This is a genomic window from Pseudomonas sp. GCM10022186, from assembly GCF_042656385.1.
GTDB lineage: Bacteria > Pseudomonadota > Gammaproteobacteria > Pseudomonadales > Pseudomonadaceae > Metapseudomonas.
The window spans coordinates 49,080-65,192 of record NZ_JBHSOU010000052.1 but is presented as its reverse complement, the minus strand read 5'-3'; the positions used below and the strand labels follow the sequence as shown (position 1 = coordinate 65,192).

Sequence of the window (16,113 nt, the reverse complement as noted above, 5' to 3'; positions counted from 1 at the left end):
AGGATCAGGCCCCCGCCTCGCCCTGTCCAAGGCGCTGAACCGCGCATTCGGCTTCCTGCAGCGACTGCTCGAGCCCCTGCCCGCGGGTCGACTCGGCATGGCCTACGCGTAGCGCCAGGGGCGTGTCCGCAACGCGGTTGAAGGCTCCCAGGCCGGCACGCAGGCGCTGCGGAACCATCCATGGACCCACGCTTGCGGACCGGGGCCATGGCGCCCCGGATTCATATCAGCACATGACCTCAGTCTTTGCGTGATGGCGAGAGCAGCTCGATCTTGTAGCCGTCCGGGTCCTCGACGAAGGCCAGGATGCTGGTGCCGTGCTTCATCGGCCCCGGCTCGCGGGTGATCTTGCCGCCACGGGCACGGATGTCCTCGCAGGCCTTGTAGACGTCAGCCACTTCCAGGGCGATGTGGCCGTAGCCGGTGCCCAGCTCGTAGCTGTCCACACCCCAGTTGTAGGTCAGCTCGATCACACTATTGTGGGCTTCGTCGCCGTACCCCACGAACGCCAGGGTGAACTGGCCGTCCGGATAGTCCTTGCGTCGCAGCAGGGTCATGCCCAGCACTTCGGTGTAGAAGGCGATGGATTTGTCCAGGTCGCCGACTCGCAGCATGGTATGCAGCAGTCTCATCGTTGGCTCCTCATCGGTTGCCCGTTGTACCGGGCTATAAACACAAACCCCGGCTCGTGGCCGGGGTTCGTAGGCTCATGCAGACAAGCTTATCAGAACAGCTTGCGGCCCTTGCCGGCGGCGATGCGCATGCGCAGGGCATTGAGCTTGATGAAGCCCGCGGCATCGGCCTGGTTGTAGGCGCCGGCATCGTCCTCGAAGGTGGCGATGTTGGCGTCGAACAGGGAGTCGTCGGACTTGCGGCCGACCACGATGACGTTGCCCTTGTACAGCTTCAGGCGCACCACGCCGTTCACGTTGGCCTGGGAGGCGTCGATCATCTGCTGCAGCATCAGACGCTCCGGGCTCCACCAGTAGCCGGTGTAGATCAGGCTGGCGTACTTGGGCATCAGCTCGTCTTTCAGGTGAGCCACTTCGCGGTCCAGGGTGATGGACTCGATGGCGCGGTGGGCCTTGAGCATGATGGTGCCGCCGGGGGTCTCGTAGCAGCCGCGGGACTTCATGCCGACATAGCGGTTCTCGACGATGTCGAGGCGGCCGATGCCGTTCTCGCCACCGATGCGGTTCAGCTCGGTGAGCACCTGCGCCGGGGTCATGTCCTTGCCGTCGATGGCGACGATGTCGCCGGCGCGGTAGGTCAGCTCGATGTAGGTCGGGGTGTTCGGCGCGGCTTCCGGAGACTTGGTCCAGCGCCACATGTCTTCTTCGTGCTCGGTCCAGGTGTCTTCCAGCACGCCGCCCTCGTAGGAGATGTGCAGCAGGTTGGCGTCCATGGAGTACGGCGACTTCTTCTTGCCGTGGCGCTCGATCGGGATGCCGTGCTTCTCGGCATAGTCCATCAGCTTCTCGCGGGACAGCAGGTCCCACTCGCGCCAGGGGGCGATGACTTTCACGCCGGGCTTGAGGGCGTAGGCACCCAGCTCGAAACGCACCTGGTCGTTGCCCTTGCCGGTGGCGCCATGGGAGATGGCGTCGGCGCCGGTTTCGTTGGCGATCTCGATCAGGCGCTTGGCGATCAGCGGACGGGCGATGGAAGTACCCAGCAGGTACTCGCCTTCATAGATGGTGTTGGCGCGGAACATCGGGTAGACGAAGTCGCGGACGAATTCTTCGCGCAGGTCGTCGATGTAGATTTCCTTGACGCCCAGGGCCTGGGCCTTGGCGCGGGCCGGCTCGACCTCCTCGCCCTGGCCGAGGTCGGCGGTGAAGGTCACCACTTCGCAGTTATAGGTATCTTGCAGCCACTTGAGGATCACCGAGGTGTCCAGGCCACCGGAATAAGCCAGGACAACCTTCTTCACGTCCGCCATGCCATCAACTCCACGGGGGTTGTACGAAAAACCCGTGATTCTACTGGCCCTGGCGGCCAAATTACAGTGGCGCGACAGCTAATGACGACGAGGCGACAGATTCTGTCGGCTGCGCGACGAGCGGCGGACTCAGGGGCCAGTCGGCGACTGCGGGCTGGCAGCCTCTTCCCTGATACCGGGGACAGCGGCGGGCGTACCAGGCGCGGCCGCCGGAACACCGGGCGTGGCGGAGGGAGCTGGCGCCTCGGCCGGGGCCGGAGCCGGTTCGGCAGCCGGCGTTTGCGCAGGCAGCTCCACGCGGGACAGTTGCACGGTGGCGCGGCGGTTCCTGGTCCGGTTCGCCGAGCTGTCGTTCGGCGCCAGCGGATAGCGTTCGCCGTGGAAGCGCATGACCATCTGCGACTCGGGAAAACCCTTGGCCTTGAAATAGTCATGGACCGCCAGGGCGCGGCGCCTGGAGAGGTCGCGATTGGTCAGGCGGTTGCCGCTGTTGTCGGAATGCCCGTCGATTTCGATGTGGTTGATGCTGGGGTCGGCCTTGATGAAGTCGAGGATGATCTCCAGCCTGGCTTGGGCCATCTCATCCAGTTCGGTACCGCCGCCCGGGAAACCGACCTGCACGTGCTTGACCTGGTCGAAGTTCACCGGCAGCAATTTGGCGGTACAGGCCAGGTAATCCTGGTAGGCCTGGTTGAACCTCACGGGTAGCAGCCGCACTTCCAGGGCATCGCCGCCCTGCAGGGTACGGTGGCGCACCACCGGGCTGCGCCCCTCCAGCAGGCCGGTGAGCAGGCGCCCGGCCTGCTGTTGGGAACTGTTGAACGGCACTTCGCCGCCGCCGACGCTGACCACCCCGAGGTTGATATCGCCCCGGCCCGGCTGCCACGGCGCAGCGGCCGCCAGCAGCGTGGCGGAGCCGGCGCCCATCCAGCGTTCGCGCGCTTTCAGGCGGAAGGTGGCCTGCTCGCCCGCACGGCGCACGAACTCGCCGGAACCGAAGTCGGTGATGGGTTGCGACAGCCGGCACTCGAACTTGTCGCCCTCGACCTTCCATTCCACCTTTTCCAGGCGCGTCTGGAAGGTGACGGCCATGACCGGCAGGCTGGCGAACAAGCTCAGGAAGACGAGATAGCGCTGGCGCACGGCGGGCTCCACGGGGAATGGCGGCATTCCTGCTGGATATCGGTTCCCGCCGGCAGAACTTGAGGGCCGAATGCGCCCCGACCGGAGCCAGGCTCAAGCCCCACGTGCCCCTATAGGGCTTTTCCGGTAGCATGTTCGCCCAGTTCTGCCCGCCTGGAAGCCCCCCATGTCCGACCGTTTGACCCTCCTGCGTCCCGACGACTGGCACATCCATCTGCGCGATGGTGCCGTGCTGGCCAATACCGTCGCCGATGCCGCCCGTACCTTCGGCCGCGCCATCATCATGCCCAACCTGGTACCCCCGGTACGCAATGCCGAGGAGGCCGACGCCTACCGCCAGCGCATCCTGGCCGCCCGCCCGGCCGGCAGCCGCTTCGAGCCGCTGATGGTGCTCTACCTCACCGACCGCACCAGCCCGGAGGACATCCGCGCCGCCAAGGCTTCCGGCTTCGTCCACGCCGCCAAGCTCTACCCGGCCGGCGCCACCACCAACTCGGATTCCGGCGTCACCAGCATCGACAAGATCTTCCCGGCCCTGGAAGCCATGGCCGAAGTGGGCATGCTGCTGCTGGTCCACGGTGAAGTGACCCGCGGCGAGATCGACGTGTTCGACCGTGAGAAGGTGTTCATCGACGAGCACCTCTCCCTCGTGGTCCAGCGCTTCCCCACCCTGAAGGTGGTGTTCGAGCACATCACCACCGGCGATGCGGTGCAGTTCGTGCAGTCGGCTCCGGCCAACGTCGGCGCCACCATCACCGCCCACCACCTGCTGTACAACCGCAACCACATGCTGGTGGGCGGCATCCGTCCGCATTTCTATTGCCTGCCGATCCTCAAGCGCAACGTGCACCAGGAAGCCCTGCTGGACGCCGCCACCAGTGGCAGCGCCAAGTTCTTCCTCGGCACCGACTCGGCGCCCCACGCCAAGCACGCCAAGGAAGCCGCCTGCGGCTGCGCCGGCTGCTACACCGCCTACGCCGCCATCGAGCTCTATGCCGAGGCCTTCGAGCAGCGCGATGCGCTGGACAAGCTGGAAGCCTTCGCCAGCTTCCACGGCCCGGATTTCTACGGCCTGCCGCGCAACAGCGACCGCATCACCCTGGTGCGCGAGGAATGGACCGCCCCGGCCACCCTGCCCCTGGGCGAACAGATGGTGGTACCGCTGCGCGCCGGCGAGAAGCTGCGCTGGCGCCTGCTGGAGGAACAAGCGTGAGCGAGGACCTCTACGACGACGAACTGGACGGCAGCCTGCCCTCCGGCCCGCGCCACCCCATGGCGGCGCGCTTCCGTGGCTACCTGCCGGTGGTGGTGGACGTGGAGACCGGCGGTTTCAATGCCGCCACCGACGCCCTGCTGGAAATCGCCGCGACCACCATCGCCATGGACGAACAGGGCTTCCTCTATCCGGACCACACCCACTTCTTCCGCGTCGAGCCGTTCGAGGGCGCCAACATCGAGCAGGCCGCGCTGGAGTTCACCGGGATCAAGCTCGACCACCCGCTGCGCATGGCGGTGAGCGAGGAGCACGCGCTGACGGAAATCTTCCGCGGCCTGCGCAAGTCGATCAAGGCCAACGGCTGCAAGCGCGCCATCCTGGTCGGCCACAACTCCAGCTTCGACCTCGGTTTCCTCAATGCCGCGGTGAACCGCACCGGCATCAAGCGCAATCCCTTCCACCCCTTCTCCAGCTTCGACACGGCGACCCTGGCCGGCCTCGCCTATGGCCAGACCGTGCTGGCCAAGGCCTGCCAGGCCGCCGGCATCGAGTTCGACGGCCGCGAGGCCCACTCGGCGCGCTACGACACCGAGAAGACCGCCGAGCTGTTCTGCGGCATCGTCAACCGCTGGAAGGAAATGGGCGGCTGGATCGACGACGAGGACTGACTTGCAGGAGCCAGCTTGCTGGCGAACATTCGCGAGCAAGCACTCGGCGTCCCCCTCGCTCATACGAAGAGCCCAGAAACGAAGAAGCCCGGCAGATGCCGGGCTTCTTTCTTTGGCGAAACGCTTACAGGGAGGAAGCGTTCTCGGCCAGGTACTGGGCAACGCCTTCCGGCGAAGCGGTCATGCCCTTGTCGCCTTTCTTCCAGTTGGCCGGGCAGACTTCGCCGTGCTCTTCGGTGAACTGCAGGGCATCGACCAGGCGCAGCAGTTCGTCCATGTTACGGCCCAGCGGCAGGTCGTTGACGATCTGCGAACGCACCACGCCGTTCTTGTCGATCAGGAAAGCGCCACGGTAAGCCACGCCGCCTTCGGACTCGACGTCGTAGGCCTTGGCGATCTCGTGCTTCATGTCGGCAGCCAGGGTGTACTTGACCGGGCCGATGCCGCCCTTGTCCACCGGGGTGTTACGCCAGGCGTTGTGGGTGAAGTGGGAGTCGATCGAAACACCGATCACTTCCACGCCGCGTGCCTTGAACTCGGGAATGCGGTGGTCCAGGGCGATCAGCTCGGACGGGCAGACGAAGGTGAAGTCCAGCGGGTAGAAGAACACCAGGCCGTATTTGCCCTTGATGGCCTCGGACAGGGTGAAGCTGTCGACGATTTCGCCATTGCCCAGAACGGCGGCGACGGTGAAGTCCGGAGCCTGCTTGCCTACGAGTACGCTCATTCCATGTCTCCTGTTGTCATGAGTAATCAGTGGTTCCGGGGCCACAGCTTGGCCGATCGATGTGGCGGCGCCATGACACCCGCTTGCGCAAGGACCCGCAATCATACACGCGAGCCACATCCCCCGCACACCGCTTTCGACTGCCAGGTCAGCCTGTGCGATCCGGCCCCGGCACCCCCGGGAACGCCTCTGTTTCGCGCCTTTCAGCCACAACTTTGACAATCATTCTCATTACTATTAGTATCCCTTCCATCCAACCACTCTCCTGAGTCCCGAGTCGCCATGTACGTCTGTCTCTGTCTAGGTGTCACTGACGGTCAAATTCGCGAAGCCATCTACGAAGGCTGCTGCAGCTATCGCGAAGTACGCAACACCCTGGAAGTGGGTACCCAATGCGGCAAGTGCGCTTGCCTGGCCAAGCAGGTGGTCAAGGAGACCCTGGCCGAGGTGCAGAGCAGCCAGGCGGCCCTCGCCTACCCTGCGGCCTACGCCATCGCCTGACCGCTCGGCGGGACATCGAAAACCGGACCTCGGCGTCCGGTTTTTTTGTGCCTATTTTTCAACTGTTTAGGCGTTAAACGCGGAAGTTAAACGTTCTTATTAATATTCAAATTTATTTGTAATTCAATGACTTATATTTGACACACCAAGTTTCGAGGATCAAAATTCAATAATCTTCCACTCTTCCCATGGCAGGACTGCACATGAAAGGCGACAAGAAAGTCATACAGCATCTCAACAAGATCCTCGGCAACGAACTTGTTGCGATCAACCAGTATTTCCTGCACGCCCGCATGTACGAAGACTGGGGCCTGAAGAAGTTGGGCGACCACGAGTACCACGAATCCATCGATGAGATGAAACATGCGGACACGCTGATCAAGCGCATTCTCTTCCTCGAGGGCATTCCCAACCTGCAAGACCTTGGCAAGCTGATGATCGGTGAAAACACCAAGGAAATGCTGGCCAGCGACCTCAAACTGGAACAGCAAGCCGTACCGGACCTGAAGGCCGCCATCGCCTACTGCGAAAGCGTCGGCGACTACGGCAGCCGCGAGCTTCTGGAAGATATCCTCGAGTCCGAGGAGGAGCATATCGACTGGCTGGAAACCCAGTTGGGCCTGATCGAGAAAGTCGGACTGGAAAACTACCTGCAATCGCAGATGGACGAATAATCCGCCCCGGAACAAGAAGCCCCGCAAATGCGGGGCTCTTTTTTGGGAAGTTGAACAGCGGAGAGGAATTATTCCAATAGGCAAATAGCATCCGGACATAAACCAGAACTTTCCGGAATGAAAGAGCCCCGCACTTGGCGGGGCTCTTTCATTGGATGACGGATCAGGCGCCGGCCTTGCTCACGGCATCCTTGACCAGGGTCTGCAGCTCACCCTTCTCGAACATCTCGGTCATGATATCGCTGCCGCCAACCAGTTCGCCGGCCACCCACAGCTGCGGGAAGGTCGGCCAGTTGGCGTACTTCGGCAGGTTCGCACGGATTTCCGGGTTCTGCAGGATGTCGACGTAGGCGAACTTTTCGCCACAAGCCATCAGGACTTGCGCGGCGCGGGCCGAGAAGCCGCACTGAGGAGCGTTCGGCGAGCCTTTCATGTACAGCAGGACAGTGTTGTTGGCGATCTGCTCTTTGATGGTTTCGATGATATCCATTGGGCACCTCGGCTGAACTTTCCGACTGGCGAGTCGGCAGGATGGCGGGATTGTAGCGGAAAGCCGAGGGGCTTGCTCGGACTTAGCATGCCTTCAGGCGGCCACCACTTCCACGGGAACGCCATTGAGCGCCGCATTGCCCGAGACCGCGTCCAGCTGGCGCTCGTCGGTGAGGTCGTTGGCGCTGGCCCCTGGCTGTTCGCTGGCGATACCCATACGCACACCGGGACGCGCATGGCCCCAGCCGTGGGGCAGGCTGACCACGCCCGGCATCATGTCCTCACTGGCGGCGGCCTCCACTTCTATCACCCCGACACGGGAGCGCACCTTCACCCGCTGCCCGTCCACCAGCCCCCGGGCCTCCAGGTCGCTGGGGTGCATCAGCAGCTGGTGGCGCGGCTTGCCCTTCACCAGGCGGTGGTAGTTGTGCATCCAGGAATTGTTGCTGCGCACGTGGCGTCGTCCGATCAGCACCAGTTCGCCTTCCTTTGGCGCCTCTTGTTCGGCGAAGCGCTTGAGGTCGGCGAGGAGAATGGCCGGCGCGGCTTCCACCTTGCCGCTGGAGGTCTTGATGCGGCCGACCAGGTTGGGCTTGAGCGGCCCCAGGTCGAGGCCATGGGGGTGTTCCCGCAGGCGCGCCACCGAGAGCTTGTGCTCGGAGCGGTCGCCGTAGGCGCCGGCGCGCAGGCCCAGGTCGATCATCTGCTCAGGCGCCAGGGTGGGCTTCAGCTCGATGCCGGTGCGCGCGGCGAAGGCCCTGGCCAGGCCGACGAAGATTTCCCAGTCATGCAGCGCCCCTGCCGGCTTGGCCAGCACCGCTTCGTTGAAGCGGGTGACGTTGCGCACCGCGAAAAGGTTGAAGGTGGTGTCGTAGTGCTCGTGCTCCAGCGGCGCGGTGGGCGGCAGGATCAGGTCGGCATAGCGCGTGGTCTCGTTGATGTAGAGATCGATGCTGAGCATGAACTCCAGTCCATCCAGCGCCTGCTCCAGCCGGCGTCCATTCGGGGTGGACAACACCGGGTTGCCCGCCACCGTCACCAGCGCCCGCACCTGCCCTTCGCCCGGCGTCAGCATCTCCTCGGCCAGGGCCGCCACCGGCAGCTCGCCACCGTACTCGGGCAGCCCCGACACGCGGCTCTGCCAGCGATTGAAATGACCGCCCGAAGTCGCGGCCACCAGGTCCACCGCCGGTTCCGTGCAGAGGACGCCCCCTACGCTGTCCAGATTGCCGGTAACCAGGTTGATCAGCTGGATCAGCCACTGGCAGAGGCTGCCGAAGGCCTGGGTCGAAACGCCCATGCGGCCGTAGCAGACCGCGCTCTCGGCGGCGGCGAAGTCCCGCGCCAGCTGACGGATCCGACCCGCGGCGATACCACAGCGCCGGCTCATGGCCTCGGGGGTGAAAGGAGCGATGGCATCACGCACCTGCTCCAGGCCTTCCACCTGCAGATGGGTGCTTCGTCCAAGCCCCTCTTCGAACAGGGTATTGAGCAGGCCGAACAGCAGCGCCGCGTCCTGCCCCGGTCGCACGAAGAGGTGCTGGTCGGCCATGGCCGCGGTCTCGCTGCGCCGAGGGTCCACCACCACCAGCTTGCCACCGCGGGCCTGCAGGGCCTTCAGGCGCTTCTCCACGTCAGGCACCGTCATGATGCTGCCGTTGGAGGCCAGCGGATTGCCGCCGAGGATCAGCATGAATTGCGTGTGGTCGATGTCGGGGATCGGGATCAGCAGCCCATGGCCATACATCTGCTGGCTGATCAGGTGGTGGGGCAACTGGTCGACCGAGGTGGCGGAGAACCGCCCACGGGTCCTGAGCAGGCCGAGGAAGTAGTTGCTGTGGGTCATCAGCCCGTAGTTGTGCACGCTCGGGTTGCCCTGGTACACCGCCACCGCATCATTGCCGTGGCGCGCCTGGATATCGGCCAACCGTTCGGCCACCAGGGCGAAGGCCTCGTCCCAGTCGATCGGCAGCCACTCGTTGCCGGCGCGGCGCATGGGCTGGCGGATGCGGTCGGGGTCGTTCTGGATGTCCTGCAAGGCCACGGCCTTGGGGCAGACATGGCCACGACTGAAGCTGTCCCGGGCATCACCCTTGATGGAGAGAATGCGGCGGCTGCCGTCTTCCAGGTCTTCGGTTTCGATGGTCAGGCCGCAGATGGCCTCGCAGAGATGGCACGCACGGTGGTGGAGGGTCTTGGTCATCGCCTGGCCTCATGTTCTTGTTCGAGACGACCGGTCGGGTCGCAAAGACCAGACTATGGAACCAGTTGCACCGCGCGGCCAGCAGGGTCAGCGCCATGAATCGGCAGCCATCAGGCCTGCCGATTTGCCCTGCCGCTCGGCGACGGTTGCCAGACCCTCCAGCCTCGTTGTACAACGCCTGTCCGGTTCGCAACGGCAAACCTGCAGCGGCCCGTCGCGGGCTTCGGCATACACCGCCCCGACAGCCCCATGGCCGCGGACGACGCGGCTTCCGGGACATATTGGAAAACCGCGACATTTCCTTATAAGATCGCGCCTTCCCCCTAAATCGTCGCCACGTGCGGCTTCAACCGCCCGTCCCGCCTGCTTTGTTCCCGCAACACTCGGCCAGGACACGCGGCCAGTGGCAAAAGAAGAAAGGTAGTAACCATGAGCGCTAGGCATTTTCTCTCCCTGATGGACTGTACTCCCCAGGAGCTGAACAGCCTGATCCGTCGAGGCAGCGAGCTGAAGGATCTGCGCAACCGAGGCGTGCGTTACGAGCCCCTGAAGAGCCGCGTGCTCGGGATGATCTTCGAGAAGGCCTCCACCCGCACCCGCCTCTCCTTCGAGGCCGGCATGATCCAGCTCGGCGGCCAGGCGATCTTCCTGTCCCCGCGCGATACCCAGCTGGGCCGCGGCGAACCCATCAGCGACAGCGCCATCGTCATGTCGCGCATGCTCGATGCGGTGATGATCCGTACCTTCGCCCACAGCACACTGACCGAGTTCGCCGCCCATTCGCGCGTGCCGGTGATCAATGGGCTGTCCGATGACCTGCACCCCTGCCAACTGCTGGCCGACATGCAGACCTTCCTCGAGCATCGCGGCAGCATCCAGGGCAAGACCGTGGCCTGGATCGGCGACGGCAACAACATGTGCAACTCCTATATAGAGGCGGCCATCCAGTTCGACTTCCAGCTGCGTGTCGCCTGTCCGGAAGGCTACGAGCCCAACCCGGAATTCCTCGCCAGGGCCGGTGACCGTGTCCGGGTGGTGCGTGACCCGCGCGAAGCGGTCGCCGGCGCCCACCTGGTCAGCACCGATGTCTGGACCTCCATGGGCCAGGAGGAGGAAACCGCCAAGCGCCTTGCGCTCTTCGCCCCGTACCAGGTCAACAAGGCGCTGCTCGACCTGGCCGCGGAAGACGTGATATTCATGCACTGCCTGCCGGCCCACCGTGGCGAAGAGATCAGCGTCGATCTGCTCGACGATCCGCGTTCGGTGGCCTGGGACCAGGCGGAAAACCGTCTCCACGCCCAGAAGGCCCTGCTCGAACTGCTGGTCGAACACGCCCATCACGCATGAATCGCGAAACGCTCCTCAGCCTGCGCAACCTCAGCTGCGGTTACCACGACCAGCAGGTTGTGCGGGGTCTGAACCTCCATCTCAATGCCGGTGACATCGGTTGCCTGCTCGGCCCGTCGGGCTGCGGCAAGACCACCACCCTGCGCGCCATCGCCGGCTTCGAGCCGGTGCTGGAAGGCGAGATCCAGCTGGCCGACGACATTATCTCCCGCGCCGGCTTCACCCTGGCGCCGGAGAAGCGGCGTATCGGCATGGTGTTCCAGGATTACGCGCTGTTTCCCCACCTGACCGTGGCCGACAACGTCGCCTTCGGCATCCGCAAGGAGCCCGATGGCGAGCGCAAGGTCGGCGAACTCCTGGAACTGGTGAAGCTGGGCCACCTGGCCAAGCGCTATCCCCATGAGCTGTCCGGAGGCCAGCAGCAGCGCGTGTCCCTGGCCCGCGCCCTGGCGCCGGAGCCACGCCTGCTGCTGCTCGACGAGCCCTTCTCCAACCTTGATGGAGAATTGCGTCGACGCCTCAGTCAGGAGGTCCGCGAGATCCTCAAGGCACGGGGCACCAGCGCCATCCTGGTCACCCATGACCAGGAAGAGGCCTTCGCCGTCAGCGACCACGTCGGCGTGTTCCGCGACGGCCTGCTGGAACAATGGGACACCCCCTACAACCTGTACCACGAGCCGCTGACGCCCTTCGTCGCCAGTTTCGTCGGCCAGGGCTATTTCATCCGTGGCCAGCTGGTCTCCGCCGATGCGGTGAACACCGAGCTGGGCACTATCCGCGGCAACCGCGCCTACACCTGGCCCCAGGGCTCGGCGGTGGATGTGCTGCTGCGTCCGGACGACATCGTGCATGCTCCGGATAGCGAACTGCGCGCCAAGGTGATCGGCAAGACCTTTCTCGGCGCCGCCACCCTGTATCGCCTGCAACTGCCCACCGGCAGCCAGCTGGAATCCATCTTCCCCAGCCACGCCGACCACCAGCCGGGGCAAGAGGTCGGCATCCGCATCGCCGCCGATCACCTGGTGGTGTTCCCCGCCCTGGGCAGTGTCGCCGCCCACTACACGCCGCAGGAATCAGGAGTGCGCCGCATCAGCGGCGCGCTGTGACGCGAAAAGAACTGCAAAGCGGCCCCGATTGATTCCGTCGGGCAGCCCTTCGGGCTGCTTGGCCAATGAATTCGTCCCCACAGAAAAGCATGCCCCAGACTGGTCAGGTAACCGTGTAGGGTGGATAGCGCTTTTCTATCCACCAACGAGGCCGTGCAATACACCGACGGTGGAAATCCCAAAAAGGGATTTCCACCCTACGCGCCGATTGACATGGAATCTCCACATGGGCGGCCGTTGCGAACCACCCTCAGCCCCCGCACTAAATCCACAACCGCCCGCTGGCCACCAGCACCGAATGCCCGGCGATGCTCACCCGGTCGCCATCCAGCCGGCACCATAGGTCGCCACTGCGGGAGGAACACTGTTCGGCGCGCAATACGGACTTGCCGAGGCGATTCGCCCAGTAGGGAATCAGGGCACAGTGGGCAGCGCCCGTCACCGGATCTTCATCGATGCCGATCACCGGGGCGAAGAAGCGCGAGACGAAATCATGCTTCATCCCCGCCGCCGTGATGATCACCCCTGACCAGGGCAGCCTGGCCAAGGCCCTGAGGTCGGGCGCGCAATCACGTACCGCCTGTTCCGACTCCAGCACCGCAAGCAGGAAGTTGGCGCCCAGGGCATCCACCGGGGCGACGCCGAGCGCGTGTTCCAACTCCAGGGTCACCCCCACTTCCTGGGGCACCTGCGCGGGAAAATCCAGCGCCAGCCTTCCCTCCTCCTCGCGGTTCACGCGCAATTCGCCGGACTTGCTGATGAACTCCAGGCGGTCGCCCGGTTCCTGGTAGAGCTCGAACAGCACATGGGCGCTGGCCAGGGTCGCATGGCCGCAAAGCGGCACTTCGGCCTTGGGCGTGAACCAGCGGATATGCCAGGCGCTGCCCTCCTTCACCAGGAAGGCGGTTTCCGACAGGTTGTGCTCGGCAGCGATACGTTGCATGAGCTGCTCGTCGAGCCAGGCGTCGAGGCGATACACCATCGCCGGGTTGCCGCCGAATGGATGTTGGGTAAAGGCATCGACCTGATGGAAGTCCAGCTGCATGACGAGCTCCTGGGAAGGTGGGAAACGGCGTTAATCCAGCATGCCAGCCAGAGGCGCCCCGCGCGCCGTACAGTAGCCAGCCGTGATCGGAGGTACAGCCTGCTCAGTCTAGCGGAGGGCGGACATGGCGCCCGGCGCGCCGGCGTGGCCCCGTCAGGCCTCGCTGCGCACCCGCTTCACCGCATCCAGCCAACCCTCGTAGAGCTTCTGCCGGTGGTTTTCGGCCATGCGCGGCAGGAAACGCTGCTGGCGGTGCCAGTGGCTGGCCACCTCGTCCAGGTCACGGTACAGGCCAGCCTGCAAGCCCGCGAGGTAGGCCACGCCCAGGGCGGTGGTCTCGGTCACTTCCGGGCGCTCCACCGGAACCCCGAGAATGTCGGCGAGGAACTGCATCACCCAGTTGTTCTCCACCATGCCACCGTCCACCCGCAGGGCGCTGGGCGCGGCGGCGCCGTCCTGGGCCATGGCCTCCAGCAGGTCACGGGTCTGGTAGCAGACCGACTGCAACCCGGCGGTGACGATTTCCTTGATGCCGGTATCGCGGGTCAGCCCGAAGATGGCGCCGCGGGCGCGCGGATCCCAGTAAGGGGCGCCGAGGCCGGTGAAGGCCGGCACCAGATAGACGCCGCAAGCATCGCCGGTCTGCTCGGCCAGGGCTTCGGTATCGCGGGCATGGCTGATCAGCTTGATACCGTCGCGCAGCCACTGCACAGCGGCGCCGGCGACGAAGATGCTGCCCTCCACCGCGTAGCTCACCTTGCCGTTCAGGCGATAGCCCACAGTGGTCAGCAGGCGATTGCGGGAGGCCACCGGCTGCTCGCCGGTGTTCTGGATCATGAAACAACCGGTGCCATAGGTGCTCTTCACCATGCCCGGCTGGAAGCAGGCCTGGCCGATCAGTGCCGCCTGCTGGTCGCCGGCCATGCCGCGCACCGGGATGCTCGCGCCGAGCAGTCCGGCCTCGGTATCGCCGAACTCGGCGGCGCAGTCCAGCACCTCCGGCAGCAGACTGGCGGGGATGTCGAACAGCCGTAGCAGCTCGTCGTCCCACTGTTGCTCGTGGATGTTGAACAGCAGGGTGCGCGAGGCGTTGGTGGCGTCGGTCCGATGCACCTTGCCACCAGTCAGGCGCCAGAGCAGGAAACAGTCCACCGTGCCGAAACGCAACTCCCCACGCTCGGCCCGGTCGCGCGCGCCGGGCACGTTCTCCAGTATCCAGCGCAGCTTGGTGGCGGAGAAATAAGGGTCGATCAGCAGGCCGGTGCGATTGGCCACATCCGCCTCATGGCCGGCGGCCTTGAGCGAAGCGCAGTAGTCGGCGGTGCGGCGGTCCTGCCAGACGATGGCCGGATGGACAGGGGTACCGGTCACGGCGTCCCACACCAGGGTGGTCTCGCGTTGGTTGGTGATGCCGATGGCGGCGATCTCGGCCGGGTTCAGGCCGCTCTGCTCCAGGGCTTCGCGACAAACCTTGAGGGTAGTCAGCCAGATCTCCTCGCCGTCGTGCTCCACCCAGCCGTCCTTGGGGAAATACTGCTTGAATTCCTGCTGGGCGCGCGCCACCGGCAGGCCCTGGGCGCTGAAGACGATGGCACGGCTGCTGGTGGTGCCCTGGTCGATGGCAAGCAGGTAATGGGCCATGGCGATGCTTCCTTGTTATTGGTCTTAAGGTCGGCCGATATCGGCGAACAGGCCCTGGGTGTGGGTGGCCAGGGTGTCGGCACTCAGTTCGACTTCCAGCCCGCGTCTACCGGCGCTGACATGGATGCTTGGGAAATTGCGCGCGGTGGTGTCGATGAAGGTGCGCAGGCGCTTCTTCTGTCCCAGCGGGCTGATGCCCCCCACCAGGTAGCCGGTGGCACGCTGGGCCTGGTTGGGGTCGGCCATCTCGGCCTTCTTCGCGCCAGCGGCCTGGGCCAGGGACTTGAGGTCCAGGCTACCCGCCACCGGCACCACGGCCACCAGCAGCTCACCCTTTTCCGTGGTGGCCAGCAACGTCTTGAAGACCCGCGCCGGGTCCAGGTCGAGCTTCTCGGCGGCCTCAAGGCCGTAGGATGGCGCCTTGGGATCATGGGTGTAGCTGTGCACCTTGTGCTCAGCCTTGGCTTTCTTCAGCAGATCGATGGCGGGTGTCATGTTCGATTATGAAAATCCTGCGACAGATTCGGCGTACCTTAACGGGAAAAGCCGTCATTCGACAGCCCACCGCTATAATGCCGCGCTAAACAAGGAGCCAGCATGAACCTGGGCCCACGGCAACAAGACATCCTCGACCTCGCCCGCGAGCGCGGCTACGTCAGCATCGACGAACTGGCCCAGGCCTTCGCCGTGACGCCACAGACCATCCGCCGCGACATCAACCAGCTCGCCGAGCACGGCCTGCTGCGGCGTACCCATGGCGGCGCGGCCAGCGAATCCTCGAGCGTCCAGAACACTGCCTACGCCATGCGCGCCGGGCAGAACCGCGACGAAAAGCAACGCATAGCCGAGGCCATCGCCGAGTACATTCCCGACCACGCCTCGCTGTTCATCAACATCGGCACCACCACCGAAGCCATTGCCCGTGCGCTGATGAGCCACAAGGGCCTGAAGGTGATCACCAACAACCTGCACGTGGCCGCGCAACTGGCCGACAAGCCGGACTTCGAGGTACTGGTGGCCGGCGGTACGGTACGCAGCGACGGCGGCATCGTCGGCCAGGCGGCGGTGGACTTCATCCGGCAGTTCAAGGTGGACTACGCCCTGGTGGGCATCAGCGGCATAGATGAAGACGGCAGCCTGCTGGATTTCGACTACCAGGAAGTGCGCGTCTCCCAGGCCATCATCGACAACGCCCGCCAGGTGTTCCTCGCCGCCGACTCCAGCAAGTTCGGCCGCAACGCCGTGGTACGCCTGGGCTCGATCGCCCTGGTCGACCGGCTGTTCACCGACCACCAGCCCTCCCCCGCCCTGGCCCGCCTGCTGGCCGAGCACAAGGTGCACCTGGAGCGGGTCTGACCCCATCCCCTGCATGAATTTTCCATGACCACCCGGCGCGAAACCGCGCATCGGG

General features: G+C 64.7%; 17 protein-coding genes. 7 read left to right on the top strand and 10 right to left on the bottom strand.

Features of this window, described 5'->3' with window-relative positions:
• Positions 1–4: 4 nt before the first annotated feature.
• The 4 genes from ACFPU0_RS17465 to ACFPU0_RS17450 all read right to left on the bottom strand — a co-directional run bounded on the left by ACFPU0_RS17465 (position 5) and on the right by ACFPU0_RS17450 (position 3,112).
• Entirely contained in the window at positions 5–178 is a 174-nt protein-coding gene (locus ACFPU0_RS17465) for a hypothetical protein (protein ID WP_377694510.1), read from the bottom strand.
• Between the two features lie 61 nt (positions 179–239).
• The gene (gloA, locus tag ACFPU0_RS17460) at positions 240–632 is read right to left on the bottom strand and encodes a lactoylglutathione lyase (protein WP_377694509.1); all 393 of its coding nucleotides are present in this window, start codon (positions 630–632) and stop codon (positions 240–242) included.
• 92 nt (positions 633–724) lie between these two features.
• Entirely contained in the window at positions 725–1,942 is a 1,218-nt protein-coding gene (locus tag ACFPU0_RS17455; protein WP_377694508.1) for an argininosuccinate synthase, read from the bottom strand.
• A 129-nt stretch (positions 1,943–2,071) separates the two neighbouring features.
• Positions 2,072–3,112, bottom strand: a complete 1,041-nt coding sequence (locus ACFPU0_RS17450; RefSeq protein ID WP_377694507.1) for a flagellar protein MotY — start codon at positions 3,110–3,112, stop codon at positions 2,072–2,074.
• Positions 3,113–3,251: 139 nt separating this feature from the next.
• On the opposite strand from ACFPU0_RS17450, the gene pyrC reads away from it, so the two are divergent.
• Together pyrC and rnt are read left to right on the top strand one after the other, a co-directional pair.
• Positions 3,252–4,298 carry a dihydroorotase gene (gene pyrC, locus ACFPU0_RS17445; protein WP_377694506.1) on the top strand — a complete coding sequence of 349 codons (1,047 nt, stop codon included), beginning with the start codon at positions 3,252–3,254 and terminating at the stop codon, positions 4,296–4,298.
• Positions 4,295–4,969, top strand: a complete 675-nt coding sequence (gene rnt / locus ACFPU0_RS17440) for a ribonuclease T (RefSeq protein WP_377694505.1) — start codon at positions 4,295–4,297, stop codon at positions 4,967–4,969. The genes pyrC and rnt overlap by 4 nt, the downstream gene beginning before the upstream one ends.
• A gap of 124 nt (positions 4,970–5,093) precedes the next feature.
• Here rnt and ACFPU0_RS17435 read toward each other — a convergent pair whose 3' ends face one another.
• The gene (locus ACFPU0_RS17435) at positions 5,094–5,696 is read right to left on the bottom strand and encodes a peroxiredoxin (RefSeq protein ID WP_377694503.1); all 603 of its coding nucleotides are present in this window, start codon (positions 5,694–5,696) and stop codon (positions 5,094–5,096) included.
• Positions 5,697–5,978: 282 nt separating this feature from the next.
• Between ACFPU0_RS17435 and ACFPU0_RS17430 the strand changes: the two genes are divergently transcribed.
• A complete protein-coding gene (locus ACFPU0_RS17430; protein WP_069085145.1) occupies positions 5,979–6,197 on the top strand; it encodes a bacterioferritin-associated ferredoxin in 219 nt (72 codons plus the stop codon).
• A 203-nt stretch (positions 6,198–6,400) separates the two neighbouring features.
• Positions 6,401–6,871, top strand: coding sequence for a bacterioferritin (bfr, locus tag ACFPU0_RS17425; protein ID WP_377694502.1), 471 nt, complete (start codon positions 6,401–6,403; stop codon positions 6,869–6,871).
• A gap of 163 nt (positions 6,872–7,034) precedes the next feature.
• On the opposite strand, the gene grxD is transcribed toward bfr, so the two are convergent.
• Positions 7,035–7,361: a Grx4 family monothiol glutaredoxin gene (grxD, locus tag ACFPU0_RS17420; protein WP_377694501.1), complete on the bottom strand. Its 327-nt coding sequence runs from the start codon at positions 7,359–7,361 to the stop codon at positions 7,035–7,037.
• Between the two features lie 93 nt (positions 7,362–7,454).
• Entirely contained in the window at positions 7,455–9,563 is a 2,109-nt protein-coding gene (locus ACFPU0_RS17415; RefSeq protein ID WP_377694500.1) for a molybdopterin oxidoreductase family protein, read from the bottom strand.
• A gap of 429 nt (positions 9,564–9,992) precedes the next feature.
• Here ACFPU0_RS17415 and argF point away from each other — a divergent pair, with 429 nt between their 5' ends.
• Positions 9,993–10,910, top strand: coding sequence for an ornithine carbamoyltransferase (gene argF, locus ACFPU0_RS17410; protein ID WP_377694499.1), 918 nt, complete (start codon positions 9,993–9,995; stop codon positions 10,908–10,910).
• A complete protein-coding gene (locus ACFPU0_RS17405) occupies positions 10,907–12,016 on the top strand; it encodes an ABC transporter ATP-binding protein (RefSeq protein WP_377694498.1) in 1,110 nt (369 codons plus the stop codon). The genes argF and ACFPU0_RS17405 overlap by 4 nt, the downstream gene beginning before the upstream one ends.
• Positions 12,017–12,278: 262 nt before the next feature.
• Here ACFPU0_RS17405 and ACFPU0_RS17400 read toward each other — a convergent pair whose 3' ends face one another.
• From ACFPU0_RS17400 to ybaK, 3 genes are all read right to left on the bottom strand, one after another.
• Positions 12,279–13,061, bottom strand: a complete 783-nt coding sequence (locus ACFPU0_RS17400) for a PhzF family phenazine biosynthesis protein (protein ID WP_377694497.1) — start codon at positions 13,059–13,061, stop codon at positions 12,279–12,281.
• Between the two features lie 153 nt (positions 13,062–13,214).
• Complete coding sequence (glpK, locus tag ACFPU0_RS17395; protein ID WP_377694496.1) at positions 13,215–14,702, bottom strand: glycerol kinase GlpK; 1,488 nt, start codon at positions 14,700–14,702, stop codon at positions 13,215–13,217.
• A gap of 24 nt (positions 14,703–14,726) precedes the next feature.
• Entirely contained in the window at positions 14,727–15,197 is a 471-nt protein-coding gene (ybaK, locus tag ACFPU0_RS17390) for a Cys-tRNA(Pro) deacylase (RefSeq protein WP_377694495.1), read from the bottom strand.
• A gap of 102 nt (positions 15,198–15,299) precedes the next feature.
• Between ybaK and ACFPU0_RS17385 the strand changes: the two genes are divergently transcribed.
• Positions 15,300–16,058 (top strand): DeoR/GlpR family DNA-binding transcription regulator, encoded by a 759-nt coding sequence (locus ACFPU0_RS17385; RefSeq protein WP_377694493.1) that lies wholly within the window; start codon positions 15,300–15,302, stop codon positions 16,056–16,058.
• The last annotated feature ends 55 nt before the right edge of the window (positions 16,059–16,113 follow it).

Coding starts and splice junctions, on each gene's coding strand:
- ACFPU0_RS17465 (WP_377694510.1), bottom strand. CDS start 178: ATGGTTCCGCAGCGCCTGCGTGCCGGCCTGGGAGCCTTCAACCGCGTT.
- gloA (WP_377694509.1), bottom strand. CDS start 632: ATGAGACTGCTGCATACCATGCTGCGAGTCGGCGACCTGGACAAATCC.
- ACFPU0_RS17455 (WP_377694508.1), bottom strand. CDS start 1,942: ATGGCGGACGTGAAGAAGGTTGTCCTGGCTTATTCCGGTGGCCTGGAC.
- ACFPU0_RS17450 (WP_377694507.1), bottom strand. CDS start 3,112: ATGCCGCCATTCCCCGTGGAGCCCGCCGTGCGCCAGCGCTATCTCGTC.
- pyrC (WP_377694506.1), top strand. CDS start 3,252: ATGTCCGACCGTTTGACCCTCCTGCGTCCCGACGACTGGCACATCCAT.
- ACFPU0_RS17435 (WP_377694503.1), bottom strand. CDS start 5,696: ATGAGCGTACTCGTAGGCAAGCAGGCTCCGGACTTCACCGTCGCCGCC.
- ACFPU0_RS17430 (WP_069085145.1), top strand. CDS start 5,979: ATGTACGTCTGTCTCTGTCTAGGTGTCACTGACGGTCAAATTCGCGAA.
- bfr (WP_377694502.1), top strand. CDS start 6,401: ATGAAAGGCGACAAGAAAGTCATACAGCATCTCAACAAGATCCTCGGC.
- grxD (WP_377694501.1), bottom strand. CDS start 7,361: ATGGATATCATCGAAACCATCAAAGAGCAGATCGCCAACAACACTGTC.
- ACFPU0_RS17415 (WP_377694500.1), bottom strand. CDS start 9,563: ATGACCAAGACCCTCCACCACCGTGCGTGCCATCTCTGCGAGGCCATC.
- argF (WP_377694499.1), top strand. CDS start 9,993: ATGAGCGCTAGGCATTTTCTCTCCCTGATGGACTGTACTCCCCAGGAG.
- ACFPU0_RS17405 (WP_377694498.1), top strand. CDS start 10,907: ATGAATCGCGAAACGCTCCTCAGCCTGCGCAACCTCAGCTGCGGTTAC.
- ACFPU0_RS17400 (WP_377694497.1), bottom strand. CDS start 13,061: ATGCAGCTGGACTTCCATCAGGTCGATGCCTTTACCCAACATCCATTC.
- glpK (WP_377694496.1), bottom strand. CDS start 14,702: ATGGCCCATTACCTGCTTGCCATCGACCAGGGCACCACCAGCAGCCGT.
- ybaK (WP_377694495.1), bottom strand. CDS start 15,197: ATGACACCCGCCATCGATCTGCTGAAGAAAGCCAAGGCTGAGCACAAG.
- ACFPU0_RS17385 (WP_377694493.1), top strand. CDS start 15,300: ATGAACCTGGGCCCACGGCAACAAGACATCCTCGACCTCGCCCGCGAG.